Below are 16693 nucleotides of genomic sequence, written 5' to 3'. Positions count from 1 at the left end.
TTGGGGGAGCACTATGTCCTTGGTTGATGCACTGAACAGACTCCTGGGGCGGGCGCCGGCGCAAGCCGAGGCCCAGCCCAGCCGGGTCGATCTCGGGGTGGACCCGCAGCATGGCGAAGGCCTGTCCACGGCGTTTCGCTCGGACGGCGCCGAGAGCATCCGCGGCGAGGGTGGAGAGCCCGCCGCACCGGACGCTGCCTCGAGCGAAGACGACAAGATCACGCTGCCGGTGCTGGGCCGCGCCACTGCGGCGACCCACCAGCGCCACCTGCTGGCCCTGCTCGGCATGGGCGTGCTCGTTCTCGTGCTGTTCGGCGGCTGGCTGGTGCAGCGCGCGCAGACCTCCGCGCGCCAGTTGACCGCCGTGGGTGAAGCCCTGACGCAGTCGCAGCGCCTGGTCAAGGCGTTCGACGAGGCGCTGGGCGGTCGGCCCAAGGCCTTTGAAGAACTGGCCGACAGCTCGCGCGGCTTTTCGCGCAACATCCAGGCGCTCACCAGCGGCAACAGCGAGCTCGGGGTGAAGGCGCTGGGCGCGTCCTTCCGCGCCGAGCTCGAGGACATGCGCCCGATCATGGAGCGTGTGGAGCGCTACGTCTCGGCCATGCAATCGCAGACCTCCACGCTGGTGGAAACGCGCAAGGCCATGCAGGCGATGAACCAGGAGTCGGGCGACTGGCTGCGCGCGGCCCGCGCGGTCGCGGCACGTGCCTACCAGGACGGCGACATCGCGGCCATGGACGCCGCCGGGCGCCTGGCCACGCTGACCCAGCGCATCATCCTGGACGCGAACCTGGTGTATGGCGGCGCCGGCGTCGGCGTGCAGGCGCAGCTCGACGAGGACGTGGCGAACTTCCGTGCGCTCACGCAGCGCAATTCCCAGCTGCTGGTCGGCTCCGACGGCGCGGCGCTGCTGGCGCTGTACGACGAGAACGAGCCGCGCGCCACGCTGCTGCTGGACAGCGCCTCCGAACTCTCGGCCTCGCGCAGCGCGCAGTCGGTGCTGCTGGCCGACGCCGAGCCCGCGCGCGAGTCACTGGAGTCGATCCAGGCCAAACTCACGGCGCAGGCCGGTTACGGCATCAGCGAGATCGCCCTGCTGGCTGTGCTGGCCCTGTTCGTGCTGCTGTGCGGCGTGGGCATTGCACGCGTGCAGCTGCGTGAAAGCGAGCGCCGCCAGCTGCTGTCCGAGCAGCAGCGTCAGGAAGCGCGCCTGCAGGAGCTCGAGGCCAAGCGCATCAACGACGCCAACCAGGCGGCCATCTTGCGCCTGATGAACGAGCTGCAGTCGGTGGCCGAGGGCGACCTGACGCAGGAAGCCACGGTGACCGAGGACATCACCGGCGCGATCGCCGACTCGGTGAACTACACGGTGGAAGAGTTGCGCGTGCTGGTGGGCAGCGTGCAGAACACCGCCACGCGCGTGGCGCAGACGACCACGCAGGTGGACGGCACCTCGACCGAGCTGCTGGCGGCCTCCAGCGAGCAGCTGCGCGAGATTCGCGAGACCGGCCAGTCGGTGCTCGACATGGCGGCGCGCATCAACCAGGTGTCCTCGCAGGCGCAGGAATCGGCCTCGGTGGCCCAGCAGTCCAGGCAGGCGGCCGATGAGGGCCTGAAGGCGGTGCAGAACGCCATCGGCGGCATGAACGCGATCCGCGACCAGATCCAGGACACCTCCAAGCGTATCAAGCGCCTGGGCGAATCGTCGCAGGAGATTGGCGAAATCACCGAGCTGATCTCGGGCATTACCGAACAGACCAACCTGCTGGCCCTGAACGCCGCCATCCAGGCGGCATCCGCCGGCGAGGCGGGGCGCGGCTTCTCGGTGGTGGCCGAGGAAGTGCAGCGCCTGGCCGAGCGCTCGGCGGACGCCACGCGCCAGATTGCCGCGCTGGTGAAGGCGATCCAGACCGACACCCAGGACGCGGTGGCCGCCATGGAGCGTTCCACGCGCGGCGTGGTCGAGGGGGCGCGCCTGTCCGACAGCGCCGGTACCGCGCTGTCCGAGATCGACAACGTCTCGCGCAAGCTCGCCGAGCTCATCGAGAGCATCTCCTCATCCACGCTGCGCGAAGCCAGCCTGGCCAACGGCGTGGCCGAGAACATTCAGCACATCTTCGCGGTGACCGAGCAGACCGGTGAGGGCACGCGCACCACGGCGCACCAGGTGCGCGAGCTGTCCAAGATGGCGGAGGAATTGCGCCAGTCGGTCGCGCGGTTCAAGATTGCCTGATCGCAGGGAAGCCATGCCTCAAGCGACCACACTCGGAGGGCAAGCCATGTCACCCACGGGGGCCCCGCACGCAGCGGTGCGCGACGTTCGTTATGAGGAGCAGGACCTGGGTCCCCTGGCATGGGTACACGCCGAGCTGCGCAAGATGCTGGACGGCGCAGTCAAGCAGCTGCGCCATTTCGCGCATGAAATCGAGAGTTCGGGCGAATCCGACCTTGCATCGCACGACGTCACGCCGCTGCGCAACGTGCGCCTGACGCTGCACCAGTGCACCGGCGCGCTGGTCATGGTGGGCATGGAGCAGACCGCACTGGTGCTGCAGGCCATGGAAGCGGCGCTGCAGCGGCTGACCCAGCAGCCCGAACTGTGCCGCAACGAGGCCGTCTCGATGCTCGAGGGCGCGAGTTTCGCGGTCATCGAATACCTGGACAGCATCCTGGCGGGCAAGAGCACTTCGCCGGTGGCGCTGTTCCCGCAGTACCGCCAGGTGCAGCAGCTTGCGGGCGTGCCGCACGTGCATCCCATGGACCTGTGGCCGGCCGAGCGGCGCATGCGCGAGCCGGTCTTTCCCGGCTCGGTACTGCCCCTGCCCTACAGCCCCGAGGTGCGCACGCATCTGGATTCGGCCGTGCTGCGCATCGTCAAGAATGGCGACGTGGATGCGGCCATGGACATGCAGCATCTGTGCATGGGTTTCGCCGCGGCGCAGCAGCAGACCCAGCCGCGCCTGTTCTGGAAGGCTGCCGCGGGCTTCTTCGAGGCCATAGGTCGACGCTGGCTGCCGGTCGACGCCTACGTCAAGCGCACCACCTCGCGCGTGCTGATGCAGTACACCGCGCTCGCGCGTGGTGACACCGCGCTGGCCGAGCGCCTGCTGCCCGAACTGCTCTTCTTCTGCGCCCAGGCGCGCATGCCCGAGGACGCCACGGGCGTGACCGCCCTGCGCTCGGTGCGCCACGCCTGGGACCTGCAGCGCAGCGCACCGGTCGACTACGAATCGCCGCGCTTCGGCCTGTGCGATCCGGCGCTGCTGGCCCAGGCACGCAAGCGCATTGCGGCGGCCACCGAAACCTGGTCGGCGCTGGCGGGCGGCGACAAGCACAAGATCAAGCTCGCGGCCGACCAGTTCAGCCTGGTCTGCGATTCGCTGCGCAAGCTGCAGCTCGATAGCGAGCCGCTGGCCGAAGCGCTGATGCGCGCCGTGGCCGTGCCGCTGCATTCGGCGCAGCCGCCTGCTCCCGCATTGGCGATGGAGGTGGCCACCGCGGTGCTCTATCTGCAGGCCGCGTTCGAAGAGCTCGACGCGGCGCGCGAACACATGGCCGAGCGCGGCAGCAGGCTGGCCGGGCGGCTCGACGGCGTCACGCTGGGGGGGGAATCCCAGCCGCTCGAACCATGGATGGAAGAGCTGTACCGGCGCGTGAGCGACCAGCAGACCATGGGCAGCGTGGTGGGCGAGCTGCGCGTGACCCTGGCCGACGTGGAAAAGTCGCTCGACCAGTACTTCCGCAAGCCCGAAGATACCGCGGTGCTTGCCCCGGTGCCCGGGGGCATGCAGCAGATGCGCGGCGTGCTGTCGGTGCTTGGGCTGGAGCAGGCCTCGCTGGCAGTGCTGCGCATGCGCGACCTGATCGAGCAACTGATGCTGCACGAAGTGCCGGCCCAGGAGCAGCCGCGCGTGGTAGAGCGCCTGGGCAACAGCCTGGGGGCGCTGGGCTTTCTCGTGGACATGCTGGGTTACCAGCGCGCCATGGCCGCCAAGCTCTTCGTGTACGACGAAGAGCTGGGCGAGCTCAAGATCGTCATGGGCTCCACTGCCCGCACCCGCATGGAAGACAGCCAGGACGACGCCGAGCACGTCCTGGCGGCGCGCGCGAGCGATGCGCCGGAGTTCGAAGTCGATCCGCAATTGCTCGCGCCGACCGAGGCGCCGTCGACACCCGCGGACCCCCTGACGCCGCAGGCCTCCGATACGCCGGCTGCAGAAGCCCCGGGCGCGTCTGCGCTGCTGGACTTGGACTTGCCCACGCTGGACCTGGGAGGGCATTTGGATGCCGCGCCGGCCGCCCCCGCGCCAACGCTGGCGGCCGACGAGGCACCGGCCCCGCTCGTGCCGGCCGTCGCCGATCCGGCGATGGTGCCCGAGCAGGCTGCGGCGCCGCAAGAGCGTGCGAGCGAAACGCCCGCCGCCGAACCCGAGCAGGCGCAGATCGACGAAGAACTGCTGGAGATCTTCATCGAGGAAGCGCGCGAGGTCATCGCCAATGGTCTGGCGGCCGTGCAAGCGCTGCATGAGCAGCCCGGCGACATCGAAGAACAGACCACGCTGCGCCGGGCGTTTCACACGCTCAAGGGCAGCTCGCGCATGGTCGGCCTGCAGGAATTCGGCGAAGCCGCCTGGGCCATGGAGCAGGTGCTCAACGACTGGCTGGTCCACCAAAAACCGGCGTCGGTGGAGCTCAGAACCCTCTGCCACGACGCCTTGCAGGCTTTTGCCGCCTGGATCCAGGACCTTGCGCAGGGTGGTGCCCGTGCCTGGAGCGCCGCGGACTTCCAGGGTGTGGCCCAGGCCATGCGCGCCGAGGGTGTGCTGCGGCCCTGGGTGCATGCCGGGACCGGTGCGAGCGCGGACGCCGCGCACGCCGAAGTCGATGGTGCGGTCGACCCGATGGTGGGCACCGCACCGCTGCCGACGCCCGTGCCCGAAGCGCCAGGCGAGAGTGCGCACGATTCGGGTTTTGGTTTTGCCGACACCCTGATCGAAGGCCCCCTGGATGCCGCAGCCGAGGCCGCGGCGCCAAGCGCATCCGACGTGCCCGGGCACTCCGCGCTGCTGCCCGAGGACCTCTTCGCGCCGGCGACCGAGGCGGGCACGCCGGCGGCCGAAACCGAGCCCGAACCGACCGAGTTTGCGCCGGCGCTGCCGAGCATCGTCGACGGGGAGTTCAAGGAGGTCGGGCACCTGCGCGTGCCTGCCGCCCTGTACAACGTCTATCTGAGCGAAGCGGAGGAATGGTCGGGGCGCCTGGTCGCCCAGGTGCAGGAATGGGCGAGCGCGGTCTCGCCCGCCGTCTCGGAAGAGGCGGTGGCGATGGCGCATTCGCTGGCTGGCAGCTCCGCCACGGTCGGCTTTGTGGATCTGTCCGCTCTGTCGCGCACGCTCGAGCATGCGCTGCAGCACCTGCAACTGCTGGGGCACGTGCCGGCCGAGCACCTGGGCACGCTCAGTGAGGCGGTCGATGAGATCCGCCGCCTGCTGCACCAGTTTGCGGCCGGCTTCCTCAAGGTGCCGCAGGTCGCGGTGCTGCAGCAGCTCGATGCATTGTTGCAGACCGATATCAGCAGCGGCTCGCAGTCCCTGGCGGCGCAGGCGCCGCAGGACGAGGCCGACCTCGAGGAAACGCTGATCAACCGCCTGCAGGAATGGCGCGACTCGCAGATCGGGGCGCTGTCCGCCCCGGCCGAACCCGAGGCGCCCGCGCAGCCCGAGCCGGCCGGTGGGCCCGCACCAGAGGCGCTCATCGAGCCCGAGGCTGACGCCGACGCGATTCCCGAGCATGCCCCGGCTTCCGAAACGGAACCAGATGCTGCAGGCGAGCCCCAAGCTGCATCGGAACAGGACGATCAGGCTGCTCCTGCAATCGAGGCTGCCGCCCCGGCCCTGCTGGCGGTCGACGAGGTGTCCGACGACCCCTTCCAGCACGATCAGGAGATCGACCGCGCCATCGCCCAGGCCATCGCCGCCGATGCCGACGAAGACGAAATCGATGTCATAGACACCATCGATCCCGATCTCTTTCCGATTTTCGAAGAAGAGGCGCAGGAGCTGTTGCCGACTCTGGGCGGCGCCTTGCGCCAGTGGCTCGAGCAGCCGGCCGACATGGCGGCGCGCGCCGAATTGCTGCGCGCGCTGCATACGCTCAAGGGCAGTGCGCGCCTGGCGGGCGCCCTGCGCCTGGGCGAGATGGCCCACCGCATGGAATCGGCGGTCGAGGGGGTCGATGCCGAGTCCGCGACGGTCGCGGACATCGACCCCTTGATGACGCGCTTTGACGGCCTGCAGGCCACCTTCGACGCCTTGCGCGCGATGGGGCAGGAGCCCGCCGAGCCGGCGTCGCAGGCGAGCGCCGGCGCGACCGATGCACCAGAGAGCGCCCTTGGCGCCGACGACGCCCATACCGCAGCCAAGCCGCTGGTGGCCCAGGCGGCGGTAGTGCGGCCGGTGGAGCTGGTGCGCGGTTCCGCGCGCACCGGCGGGGGGCAGCAGGTGCGCGTGCGCTCGCAGCTGCTCGACCGCATGGTCAACGACGTGGGCGAGGTGCTGATTGCGCGTTCGCGCCTGTCCACGCGCGTGCTGCAGATGCGCGGCTCGCTCGACGACCTCAGCGGCAACCTGGAGCGCCTGCGCGCCCAGCTGCGCGACATCGAGGTGCAGGCCGAATCGCAGATGCAATCGCGCCAGGCGCAGTCGCGCGAGAGCGCGGCGGCGTTCGACCCGCTGGAGTTCGACCGCTTCACGCGCATGCAGGAGCTCACGCGCATGATGGCCGAATCGGTCAATGACGTGGCGACGGTGCAGCGCGCGCTGCAGCGCTCGGTGGAAGGCGCGGAAGACGACCTCACTGCCCAGGGCCGCCAGGCGCGCGAGCTGCAGCGCGAGCTGCTGCGCACGCGCATGGTGGAGTTCGATTCGCTCTCCGAGCGTCTGTACGCGGTGGTGCGCCAGGCCAGCCGCGAGACCGGCAAGCAGGTGCGCCTGGACATCGTCGGCGGCACGATAGAGATGGACCGCGGCGTGCTCGAGCGCATGGCCCCGGCTTTCGAGCACCTGCTGCGCAACTGTGTCGGCCACGGCATCGAGTCGGCTGCGGCCCGCGAAGCGGCGGGCAAGCCGGTGGCCGGCACCATCGTGGTGACGGCCGGTTACGAAGGCAACGACGTGTCGGTGGAGTTCCGCGACGACGGCGCGGGGCTGGACGTCGAGCGCATCCGCGAGCGCGCGCTGGCCCAGGGCCTGATCGCGCCGGACGAGGCCATCGACGTGCAGCGCGCGGCCGAGCTCATTTTCCAGCCGGGTTTTTCCACCGCCGCCGAAGTGACCGAGCTGGCCGGGCGCGGCATAGGCATGGACGTGGTGCGCACCGAGGTGCAGTCGCTGGGCGGGCGCATCGAAACCACCAGCACGGCGGGGCAGGGTACGGCATTTCGCATGGTGTTGCCCCTGACCACGGCGGTGACGCAGGTGGTCATGGTGCGCCTGGGCAAGCTCAGCATGGGCATACCCGCAAACATCATCGAAGTGGTGCGCCGCGCCAGCTCCGAAGAACTGGAGCAAGCCTACGCCGCTGGCGCTTACCTGGAGGCGCCGCTGTACTGGGCGGGAGCGCTGCTGCAGGCTTCGGCCGGCAGCACGCAGGCGGCCGAGAAGACGCGCCCCGTCGTCATCGTGCGCAGCGCCTCGCAGCGCCTTGCGCTGCATGTGGACGAAGTGCTCGGCAACCAGGAAGTCGTGGTCAAGAACCTGGGGCCGCAGCTGTCCACGCTGCCTGGCCTGGCAGGCATGTCGGTGCTCGCTTCGGGCGCGGTGGTGCTGATCTACAACCCGGTGGCCCTGGCCACGGTGTACGGCGAGCAGGCGCGTGCGGTGATGCGCTCGCCCGAGGCGCTGCGCGGCAAGGCCGCGCCGGCCCAGGCGCTGCCCGCAGCGACGGCGCTGCAGTCCACCGCGGCCGTGCCTCTGGTGCTGGTGGTGGACGATTCGATCACGGTGCGCCGCGTCACCCAGCGCCTGCTGCAGCGCGAGGGCTACCGGGTGGCGCTCGCGGCCGACGGCCTGCAGGCGCTGCAGCGCCTGCGCGAGGAGCGCCCGGTGGTGGTGCTCTCCGACATCGAGATGCCGCGCATGGATGGCTTCGACCTGGCGCGCGCGATACGGGCCGACGACAAGCTCGCCGACCTGCCCATCATCATGATCACCTCGCGCATGGCCGAAAAGCACAAGGAGCACGCGGTGGCCCTGGGCGTGAGCCACTACCTGGGCAAGCCCTATTCGGACGAGGTGCTGCTCGGCCTGGTGCAGCGTTACGCGGAAATGGAGCAGGCGGTGGCCCAGGACTGAGGCGCCGGGCAAGGCGGTGCGCCAGCGCGGTGCGTGAAAGCCGCGCAGGGTTCAATAAAATGGGTCCATGTCCGCCGATCCGACGACCGTCAACCTGACCAACCATTTCCTGATTGCCATGCCCGGGCTGCGCGACCAGACCTTCGCGCACAGCGTGGTCTATGTCTGCGAGCATGGCGCGGGCGGCGCGCTGGGCCTGGTGATCAACAAGCCGACCAAGCTCGACATGCAGGACCTGTTCGAGCGCGTGGAGCTGTCGCTCGGGCGCGAAGACCTGACGCGCCAGCCGGTGTTCCACGGGGGGCCGATGCAGATGGAGCGCGGCTTCGTGCTGCACGAAGTCATGCGCCCGGAGGTACTCGATTCGCCCCACCCGGCGAGCACCATGGTGGAAATGGAGGACGAGCCCACGCCGTACGCTGCAACGCTGGCCGTACCGGGCGGGCTGGAGATGACTACCTCGCGCGACGTGCTCGAGGCCCTGTCGCATGGCGCCGGCCCACGCCGGGTCCTGGTGATGCTCGGCTATTCCGCCTGGGGCGAAGGCCAGCTCGAATCGGAGCTTGCGGCCAACGCCTGGCTGACCGTGCTGGCCGACCCCGAGGTGATCTTTGAAGCGCCCATCTCCGAGCGCTACGACCGCGCGCTGGCGCTGCTGGGCGTGAGCGCGGCCAGGCTCTCGCCCGAGGCAGGGCGGGCATGAACGCCGGCCCGGGGCGGCCCTTGCCGCCCGCCACGCTGCAGTCCTTCCTGGCCTTCGACTACGGACTCAAGCGCACCGGCGTGGCCACGGGCAATCGCCTGCTCGCGCGCGCCAGCCCGCAAAAGAGCATCCATGCCGAGGGTCAGGCGCGCCTGGAGCAGGTGGCGCGCTACGTCAGGGAATGGCAGCCCGATGCGCTGGTGGTCGGCGTACCCTTTCACCCCGACGGCGCCGAACATGAAAACACGGTGCGCGCGCGGCGCTTCGCTCGCCAGTTGCACGGGCGCTTCGGCCTGCCGGTGTACGAGGTGGACGAGCGTTACAGCACCACCGAGGCGCTGTCCAGCGGCGCGCGCGATGCGGATGCGGCCTCGGCCTGCATCATCCTGGAGCAATTTCTGAGGAGTCTCGAATGAAGCCAACGGCGGCCACCGCCGGCCATCTGGCGCTGGATGCACAGGCGCTGTACCTGCAGTTGCGCGAAGCCGTGCGCCGCATGCTCGAACCGGGCACGCGCCTGGTCGGCATCGCCTCGGGGGGCGCCTGGCTGGCCGAGCGCCTGCAGCCGGAGCTGTCGCTGGCGCACGAGGCGGGCGTGCTGTCTTCGTCTATGCACCGCGACGACTATGCCCAGCGCGGCCTGGCCGCCAGCGTGCAGACGCGCCTGCCCTTCGACGTCAATGGCGCCGACATTCTGGTGCTCGACGACGTGCTCTACACCGGGCGCACGATACGCGCGGTGCTCAATGAGCTGTTCGACTACGGCCGCCCGGCACGCGTGCGCCTGGCGGTGCTGGTGGACCGCGGCGGGCGCGAGCTGCCGGTGGCCGCCGACTTCGCGGCGGCGCGCATCAGCCTGCCGCCCGGGCTGCACCTGGGTCTGGCGCGCACCGCCGAAGGCGACTTTCACTTCGACGTCAAGGAGGTCTGAGCGTGCCCAGTCCGCGCAATCCCCAGCTCAACCAGCACGGCGAGCTGATCCACCTGCTGTCGCTCGACCGCCTGCCGCGCGACATCCTCACGCATATCCTGGACACCGCCACGAGCTTCGTCGGCATGAATGAGCGCGAGGTCAAGAAGGTGCCGCTGTTGCGCGGCAAGAGCGTGTTCAACCTGTTCTTCGAGAACAGCACGCGCACGCGCACCACCTTCGACATTGCGGCCAAGCGCCTGTCGGCCGACGTGTTCACGCTGGACATCGGCCGCTCGTCCACCTCCAAGGGCGAGACGCTGCTGGACACCGTGGACAACCTCTCGGCCATGGCCGCCGATCTGTTCGTGGTGCGCCACAGCCAGTCGGGCGCACCCTACCTGATCGCGCAGCACGTGGCGCCGCACGTGCATGTGGTCAACGCCGGCGATGGCTGGCATTCGCACCCCACGCAGGGGCTGCTGGACATGTACACCATCCGCCACTACAAGCAGGATTTCTCCAACCTGGTGGTGGCCATCGTCGGCGACGTGCTGCATTCGCGCGTGGCGCGCTCGGACATCCATGCCCTGAAGGTGCTGGGCTGCCCCGAGGTGCGCGTGGTCGGGCCGCGCACGCTGGCGCCCGCGGGTTTCGAGAGCATGGGAACGCGCGTCTTCGACAACCTGCAGGAAGGCATCAGGGATGCGGACGTGATCATCATGCTGCGCCTGCAAAACGAGCGCATGAGCGGCGCGCTGCTGCCCTCGCGCGAGGAGTACTTCAAGACCTTCGGCCTCACGCCGGAGAAGCTCGCCTGGGCCAGGCCGGATGCCATCGTGATGCATCCGGGGCCGATCAACCGCGGCGTGGAGATCGACTCCGCCGTGGCCGACGGGCCGCAGGCGGTGATCCTCTCGCAGGTGGCATTCGGCATCGCGGTGCGCATGGCGGTCATGGCCATCGTGGCCGGTAACGACGCATGAGCCCTCTTGTTTTGATAGCTGTCAGCGCTTGCTGCACAAGCGCTAGAGCCTGTTTTTGCTTGAAACCATGAAACTACGCATAGACAACGGCCGCGTGCTCGATCCGGCCACGGGTCTGGACCAGGTCTGCAGTCTGGCGGTGGCCGCGGGGCGCATCGTCGGCCTGGGGCGCATTCCCGAAGGCTTCACGCCTGCCCGGATCATCGATGCCCGGGGCTGCCTGGTGCTGCCCGGCCTCGTGGACCTGGCGGCGCGCCTGCGCGAGCCCGGGCACGAGCACGAAGGCATGCTCGAGTCCGAGATGGGCGCGGCCGCGGCCGGCGGCGTCACCAGCCTGGTGTGTCCGCCCGATACCGACCCGGTGCTCGACGAGCCCGGCCTGGTGGAGATGCTCAAGTTCCGCGCCGAAAAGCTGCACCAGTCGCGCCTGTTCCCGCTGGGCGCGCTGACCCGCGGGCTCAAGGGCGAGGTGCTCACCGAGATGGTGGAGCTCACCGAATCGGGTTGCGTGGGCTTTGCCCAGGCCGACGTGCCGCTGCCCAGCAACCAGGTACTGCAGCGCGCGCTGCAGTACGCGGCCACCTTCGGCTACACGGTGTGGCTGCGCCCGCAGGAGCTGAGCCTGGGCAAGGGCGTGGCGGCCAGCGGGGCGATGGCCACGCGCCTGGGGCTTTCCGGCGTGCCCGTGGCGGCCGAGACGATCGCGCTGCAGACCATCTTCGACCTGGTGCGCGCTACCGGCGCCCGGGTGCACCTGTGCCGCCTCTCCAGCGGTGCGGGCGTGCAGCTGCTGCGCGCGGCGCGGGCCGAGGGCCTGGCGGTGAGCGCCGACGTGAGCATCAATTCACTGATGTTCACCGACGAGGCCATAGGCTATTTCGACAGCCGCGCGCGCCTGGTGCCGCCGCTGCGCCAGGAGGCGGACCGCGCGGCGCTGGCGGCGGCGCTGGCCGATGGTTGCATCGACGCGCTGGTGTCCGACCACACGCCGGTCGTCGAAGACGCCAAGGTGGTGCCCTTCGGCGAAGCCGAGCCCGGTGCCACCGGGCTGGAGCTGCTGCTGTCGGTCGCGCTGCACTGGGCCGGGACGCAGCAGGTGCCGCTGGCGCGCGCGCTCGCGGTGGTGGGCAGCTCGGCCGCGGGCGTGCTGGGCAATGCGCTGGGTACGCTGCAGGCCAGCATGGGCCGCCTGGCGGAGGGCGGCGTGGCCGACCTGTGCATCGTCGACCCGCAGGCGCGCTGGAGCGTCGCGGGTGCCCGGCTGGTCAGCCAGGGTCGGCATACCCCCTTCGAAGGGCAGACGCTGCCGGGGCGGGTGCGCTGGACCATCGTGGGCGGCCAGGTGGCCTACGAGGGGCGCTGAACGGGTCGGCGCAGCCTGCGGCGCGTCGGATCGGCGGGCGTGCCCGGCGTCGCTTCAGGCCTGGCGCGCGAAGGTCACCACATGGTCCACCTGCGGGCGTATGCCTATCCATTCACCCACCGCATGGTCGTGGTGGCTGGGCACGTGGGCCAGCACCACCAGGCCATTGGCCAGCTGCAGCGTATAGAGAAACTCCGAACCGCGAAACGACTTGCGCAGCACCTTGGCCTTGACCGGCGCCGCGTCGTCGTGCACCAGGTCGTCGGGGCGCAGCAGCACGTCGCATTCGCCGCCCGGGTACTGCGAAGGCAGGGGGCATTCCTCCAGGTCGCGCAGCTCGCCCAGCGGCGTGTGCGCGACCACGCCCTGGGCCGACTGCACCAGCGTGGCCGGCGCAAACACGCCGTGACCGATGAAGTCGGCGACGAAGCGCGTGGCCGGGCGGTGGTAGAGCGCGTAGGAGCTGTCCCACTGCTGCAGCTGCCCGTCGCTGAGCACGCCGATGCGGTCGCCAATGGCAAAGGCCTCCAGCTGGTCGTGCGTGACGAAGAGTGCGGTGGCGCCGGCGTTCTTGAGGATGGCGCGCACCTCGTGGGCCAGGCGTTCGCGCAGGTCGCTGTCCAGGTTGGAAAACGGCTCGTCGAGCAGCATCAGCCGCGGGTGCGGCGCCAGCGCCCGGGCCAGCGCCACGCGCTGCTGCTGCCCGCCCGAGAGTTCATGCGGAAAACGCGCCTCGCTGCCGGCCAGGCCCACCAGCTCCAGCACCTCGGCCACGCGCCGCTGCTGCTGCGCGCGCGGCAGCTGATGGATGCCGAAGGCCACGTTGCGTCCCACGTTCAGGTGGGGAAAGAGCGCATAGTCCTGAAACACCATGCCGATACGCCGCACCTCGGGCGGCACGCACAGGCCGCAGCAGCCGACCAGCTCGCCGTCGAGGTGGACGGCGCCCTCGGCAATCGGCTCCAGGCCCGCCACCGCGCGCAGCAGTGTGGTCTTGCCGCAGCCCGAGGGACCGATCAGCACCCCGATCTCTCCGGCTGCAAGGCCCAGGGAAACATGGTCCACGGCGGGGCGCGCCTGGCCCGGGTAGTGCACCTGCAAATCGGAAACTTGAAGAAACATGCAGCGATTCTAGGGATGTGCGGTGCGTAGAATAATTCGCATTTGCAACCGGGAGGCCCATTGACCGTCCACGCCCTGGCAGGCGCGCGCAGCGCCGTGCGCAGCCTGCCTCTGCTGCTGCTGGCCGGCGCATTGATGCTGCCCGTGCTGGCCCTGCTCGGCGCATGGTTGCCCCTGGGGCCTGAAGGCGCGCAGGCCGGCGCGGTGCTGCGCGAGATGGCTGCCACCGTGCTGCCGCAGTACGTCTGGACCACGCTGTGGCTGGGGCTGCTGGTTGCCGTGGGCGCGGCGGTGGTGGGCAGCGCCGGCGCGGTGGCGGTGACGCTGTACGACTTTCCCGGCCGGCGGCACATGGAATGGCTGCTGCTGCTGCCGCTGGCGCTGCCGGCTTACGTGATTGCCTACGCCTATACCGATTTTCTGCAGTTCAGCGGGCCGCTGCAGAGCTGGTTGCGCGAGAGCCTGGGCCTGCAGGGGCGCATGCTGCCCGACATCCGCAGCCTGGGCGGGGCGGTGTGGGTCTTCATCTTTGCGCTCTACCCCTACGTCTATCTGCTGGCGCGCACCGCCCTGGGCGAGCGCGCCGCCCAGCTGGTGGAGGCGGCGCGGCTGCTGGGCGCTTCGCCCGCGCGGCGCCTGCGCAGCGTGGCCCTGCCGCTGGCGCGCCCGGCGGTGGCCGCGGGCGTGGCGCTGGTGCTGATGGAGACGCTGGCCGACTTCGGCGTCACCAGCTACTTCGGCATCCAGACCTTCACGGTGGGCATCTACAAGGCCTGGCTGTCCATGGACGACCGGGTGGCGGCGGCGCAGCTGTCCACCTTTCTGCTGCTGCTGGTGGCCGTGCTGCTGCAGCTGGAGCAGCGCGCGCAGCGGCGCATGCGCTTTGTCGGCAATGCGGTCAACCGCGCGGGCGCGGGCAGCGGCCAGCCGCAATGGCTGCGCGGGCGCCACTGCGTGCTGGCCTGGCTGGTGTGCCTGCTGCCGGTGCTCATGGGCTTCGTGCTGCCGGTGCTGTTCATGCTGCGGCCGCTGGCGGCCGACTGGTCGGTGCTGCCCTGGTCGCGCTTTCTGCAATGGGCCGGCAACAGCGTGCGCCTGGGTGCGATCACCGCGGTGCTGGGCGTGGCGATCGCGCTGCTGCTGGCCTATGCGGCGCGGCGCAACCAAGGCCGGCTCACGCGTGCGGTGGTGCGCCTGGCGGGTCTGGGCTATGCGGTGCCCGGTGCGGTGATCGTGGTGGGCATCCTGCTGCCCGTGGGCTGGATGCAGCTGGCGGCGCCTGGCCTGGGGCTGACGGCGCTGGTGACCACCACGGCCTTCGGCATCGTCTGGGCCTATCTGGTGCGCTTCAGCGCGGTCAGCCTGCAGGCGGTGCAAAGCGGCTATGCGCGCATTCCGCTCAGCATGGACGATTCCGCCCGCATGCTGGGCGCGGGGCCGCTGCGCTTGCTGGCGGGCGTGCACTGGCCCCTGCTGCGGCGCTCCACCGCCGCTGCCGCGCTGCTGGTCTTCGTGGATGTGATGAAGGAGTTGCCCGCGACCATCGTGCTGCGCCCCTTCAACAGCGACACCCTGGCCGTGGTCGCCTACCAGCTGGCACGCGACGAGCGCCTGGGCGAAGCGGCGCTGCCCTCGCTGGCACTGGCGCTGGTCGGGTTGGTGCCGGTGATCATGCTCAGCCGCACGCTGCGCGCGGGCCGCGGCTGAGCGCCTGGCCGCGGCAGCGGGCAAGCGCGCCGCTTGAACCTACACTTCAGGCCATGAAGGTCACGATCTACCACAACCCGCGCTGCAGCAATTCGCGTGGCGCGCTGGCGCTGCTGCGCGAGCGCGGCATCGAGCCCACCATCGTCGAATACCTGCACCACCCCTGGGACCTGGCGGGCCTGAAGGCACTGGTGCAGCGCACCGGCGAGCCGCTGCGCGCGCTGCTGCGCACCAAGGAGGCGGCGTACGCCGAGCTCGACCTGGGCAACCCCGCGCGCACCGAGGACGAGCTCTACGCCGCGGTGCTGGCCCACCCGGTGCTGCTCAACCGCCCCATCGTGCTCACGCCCAAGGGTGCGCTGCTGTGCCGCCCGCCCGAGCGCGTGCTGGAGCTGCTGTGATGGATCGCCTCACCCTGCGCCGGCCCGACGACTGGCATCTGCATCTGCGCGACGGCGCGCAGCTGGCGGCGGTGGTGCCGCACAGCGCGGCGCAGTTTGCCCGCGCCATCGTCATGCCCAATCTGCGCCCGCCGGTGACCACGACCGCGCAGGCACTGGCCTACAAGGCGCGCATCCTGGCTGCGGTGCCGCAAGAGCTGAAGTTCGAACCGCTGATGACGCTCTATCTCACCGATGCGCTGCCGGTGCAGGAGATTGCCCGCGCGCGCGCGGGCGGCATCGTCGCCTGCAAGCTCTACCCCGCGGGCGCGACGACCAACAGCGACGCCGGCGTGACCGACATCCGCAGGATAGAGCCGGTGCTCGAAGCCATGCAGAAGGCCGGCCTGCTGCTGCTGGTGCATGGCGAGGTGGCCGACCCCGAGATCGACGTCTTCGACCGCGAGGCGGTGTTCATCGAGCGCCAGCTGATTCCCCTGCGCCAGCGCTTTCCCGAGCTCAAGATCGTCTTCGAGCACATCACCACGCGCGAGGCGGCGCAGTACGTCGCCGAAAGCGGCCCGCATACCGCCGCCACCATCACGGCCCACCACCTGCTGTACAACCGCAACGCCATCTTCACGGGCGGCATCCGCCCGCATTACTACTGTCTGCCCATCCTCAAGCGCGAGCAGCACCGCCAGGCGCTGGTGCAGGCCGCCACCGGCGGCAGCGCGAAGTTCTTCCTCGGCACCGACAGCGCGCCGCACCCGGCGCAGCTGAAGGAGCACGCGAGCGGCTGCGCCGGCTGCTACACCGCCCATGCGGCCATCGAGCTGTATGCCGCGGCCTTCGAGGCGGCTGGCGCGCTGGAGCGGCTCGAAGGCTTTGCCAGCCTGCACGGGCCGGCCTTCTATGGCTTGCTGCCCAACGAAGAACGAATCACGCTGCGGCGGCAGCCCTGGACGGTACCCGAGCATCTGGCCTTCGGCGAGGGTGAACTCAAGCCGCTGTGCGCCGGGGAGACGCTGCACTGGCGGCTGCAGCCGCCCGCTGGCGCCTGATGCGCGCTTGCCGTCCCGGCCGCTGCCACCCTGGCTCGCCTGGGGGCGCCCGGACGGCGGCTGCAGGCTCCCGCTGGTTCGGGGCTGGACCGCGGGCCCGTGGCAAG

11 protein-coding genes are annotated in these 16693 nt (G+C 70.2%); 10 read left to right on the top strand and 1 reads right to left on the bottom strand.

Annotated features, from left to right (window positions below; genetic code table 11):
• Positions 1-13: 13 nt before the first annotated feature.
• The 7 genes from FOZ74_RS04540 to FOZ74_RS04510 all read left to right on the top strand — a co-directional run bounded on the left by FOZ74_RS04540 (position 14) and on the right by FOZ74_RS04510 (position 12313).
• The gene (locus FOZ74_RS04540; protein ID WP_146911957.1) at positions 14-2233 is read left to right on the top strand and encodes a methyl-accepting chemotaxis protein; all 2220 of its coding nucleotides are present in this window, start codon (positions 14-16) and stop codon (positions 2231-2233) included.
• 46 nt (positions 2234-2279) lie between these two features.
• Positions 2280-8351, top strand: coding sequence for an Hpt domain-containing protein (locus tag FOZ74_RS04535; RefSeq protein ID WP_186764656.1), 6072 nt, complete (start codon positions 2280-2282; stop codon positions 8349-8351).
• Positions 8352-8418: 67 nt separating this feature from the next.
• Positions 8419-9054 (top strand): YqgE/AlgH family protein, encoded by a 636-nt coding sequence (locus FOZ74_RS04530; RefSeq protein WP_146911956.1) that lies wholly within the window; start codon positions 8419-8421, stop codon positions 9052-9054.
• The gene (gene ruvX / locus FOZ74_RS04525; protein WP_146911955.1) at positions 9051-9470 is read left to right on the top strand and encodes a Holliday junction resolvase RuvX; all 420 of its coding nucleotides are present in this window, start codon (positions 9051-9053) and stop codon (positions 9468-9470) included. The genes FOZ74_RS04530 and ruvX overlap by 4 nt, the downstream gene beginning before the upstream one ends.
• Positions 9467-9985, top strand: coding sequence for a bifunctional pyr operon transcriptional regulator/uracil phosphoribosyltransferase PyrR (pyrR, locus tag FOZ74_RS04520; protein WP_146911954.1), 519 nt, complete (start codon positions 9467-9469; stop codon positions 9983-9985). Before ruvX ends, pyrR begins: the two co-directional genes overlap by 4 nt.
• A gap of 2 nt (positions 9986-9987) precedes the next feature.
• A complete protein-coding gene (locus FOZ74_RS04515; RefSeq protein ID WP_146911953.1) occupies positions 9988-10950 on the top strand; it encodes an aspartate carbamoyltransferase catalytic subunit in 963 nt (320 codons plus the stop codon).
• A 67-nt stretch (positions 10951-11017) separates the two neighbouring features.
• On the top strand, positions 11018-12313 hold the full coding sequence (locus FOZ74_RS04510) for a dihydroorotase (RefSeq protein ID WP_146911952.1): 1296 nt from the start codon (positions 11018-11020) through the stop codon (positions 12311-12313).
• A 54-nt stretch (positions 12314-12367) separates the two neighbouring features.
• On the opposite strand, the gene FOZ74_RS04505 is transcribed toward FOZ74_RS04510, so the two are convergent.
• A complete protein-coding gene (locus FOZ74_RS04505) occupies positions 12368-13435 on the bottom strand; it encodes an ABC transporter ATP-binding protein (protein WP_146911951.1) in 1068 nt (355 codons plus the stop codon).
• A gap of 135 nt (positions 13436-13570) precedes the next feature.
• Between FOZ74_RS04505 and FOZ74_RS04500 the strand changes: the two genes are divergently transcribed.
• The 3 genes from FOZ74_RS04500 to pyrC are packed head-to-tail and all read left to right on the top strand — an operon-like array spanning position 13571 to position 16586.
• Positions 13571-15142, top strand: coding sequence for an ABC transporter permease (locus FOZ74_RS04500; protein WP_146914073.1), 1572 nt, complete (start codon positions 13571-13573; stop codon positions 15140-15142).
• A gap of 53 nt (positions 15143-15195) precedes the next feature.
• Positions 15196-15543, top strand: a complete 348-nt coding sequence (arsC, locus tag FOZ74_RS04495) for an arsenate reductase (glutaredoxin) (RefSeq protein WP_146911950.1) — start codon at positions 15196-15198, stop codon at positions 15541-15543.
• Positions 15543-16586 carry a dihydroorotase gene (gene pyrC, locus FOZ74_RS04490; protein ID WP_146911949.1) on the top strand — a complete coding sequence of 348 codons (1044 nt, stop codon included), beginning with the start codon at positions 15543-15545 and terminating at the stop codon, positions 16584-16586. Before arsC ends, pyrC begins: the two co-directional genes overlap by 1 nt.
• Positions 16587-16693 lie beyond the last annotated feature (107 nt).

Source organism: Comamonas flocculans, assembly GCF_007954405.1.
In the GTDB taxonomy this organism is placed as follows: Bacteria; Pseudomonadota; Gammaproteobacteria; order Burkholderiales; family Burkholderiaceae_C; genus Comamonas_C; species Comamonas_C flocculans.
Note: the sequence above shows the minus strand (reverse complement) of the source record. Positions and strands in the feature narration are given on the sequence as shown.

Bases quoted from the DNA above. Each gene is read 5' to 3' on its own strand.
- FOZ74_RS04540 (WP_146911957.1), top strand. From the start codon at position 14: ATGTCCTTGGTTGATGCACTGAACAGACTCCTGGGGCGGGCGCCGGCG.
- FOZ74_RS04535 (WP_186764656.1), top strand. From the start codon at position 2,280: ATGTCACCCACGGGGGCCCCGCACGCAGCGGTGCGCGACGTTCGTTAT.
- FOZ74_RS04530 (WP_146911956.1), top strand. From the start codon at position 8,419: ATGTCCGCCGATCCGACGACCGTCAACCTGACCAACCATTTCCTGATT.
- ruvX (WP_146911955.1), top strand. From the start codon at position 9,051: ATGAACGCCGGCCCGGGGCGGCCCTTGCCGCCCGCCACGCTGCAGTCC.
- pyrR (WP_146911954.1), top strand. From the start codon at position 9,467: ATGAAGCCAACGGCGGCCACCGCCGGCCATCTGGCGCTGGATGCACAG.
- FOZ74_RS04510 (WP_146911952.1), top strand. From the start codon at position 11,018: ATGAAACTACGCATAGACAACGGCCGCGTGCTCGATCCGGCCACGGGT.
- FOZ74_RS04505 (WP_146911951.1), bottom strand. From the start codon at position 13,435: ATGTTTCTTCAAGTTTCCGATTTGCAGGTGCACTACCCGGGCCAGGCG.
- FOZ74_RS04500 (WP_146914073.1), top strand. From the start codon at position 13,571: ATGCTGCCCGTGCTGGCCCTGCTCGGCGCATGGTTGCCCCTGGGGCCT.
- arsC (WP_146911950.1), top strand. From the start codon at position 15,196: ATGAAGGTCACGATCTACCACAACCCGCGCTGCAGCAATTCGCGTGGC.
- pyrC (WP_146911949.1), top strand. From the start codon at position 15,543: ATGGATCGCCTCACCCTGCGCCGGCCCGACGACTGGCATCTGCATCTG.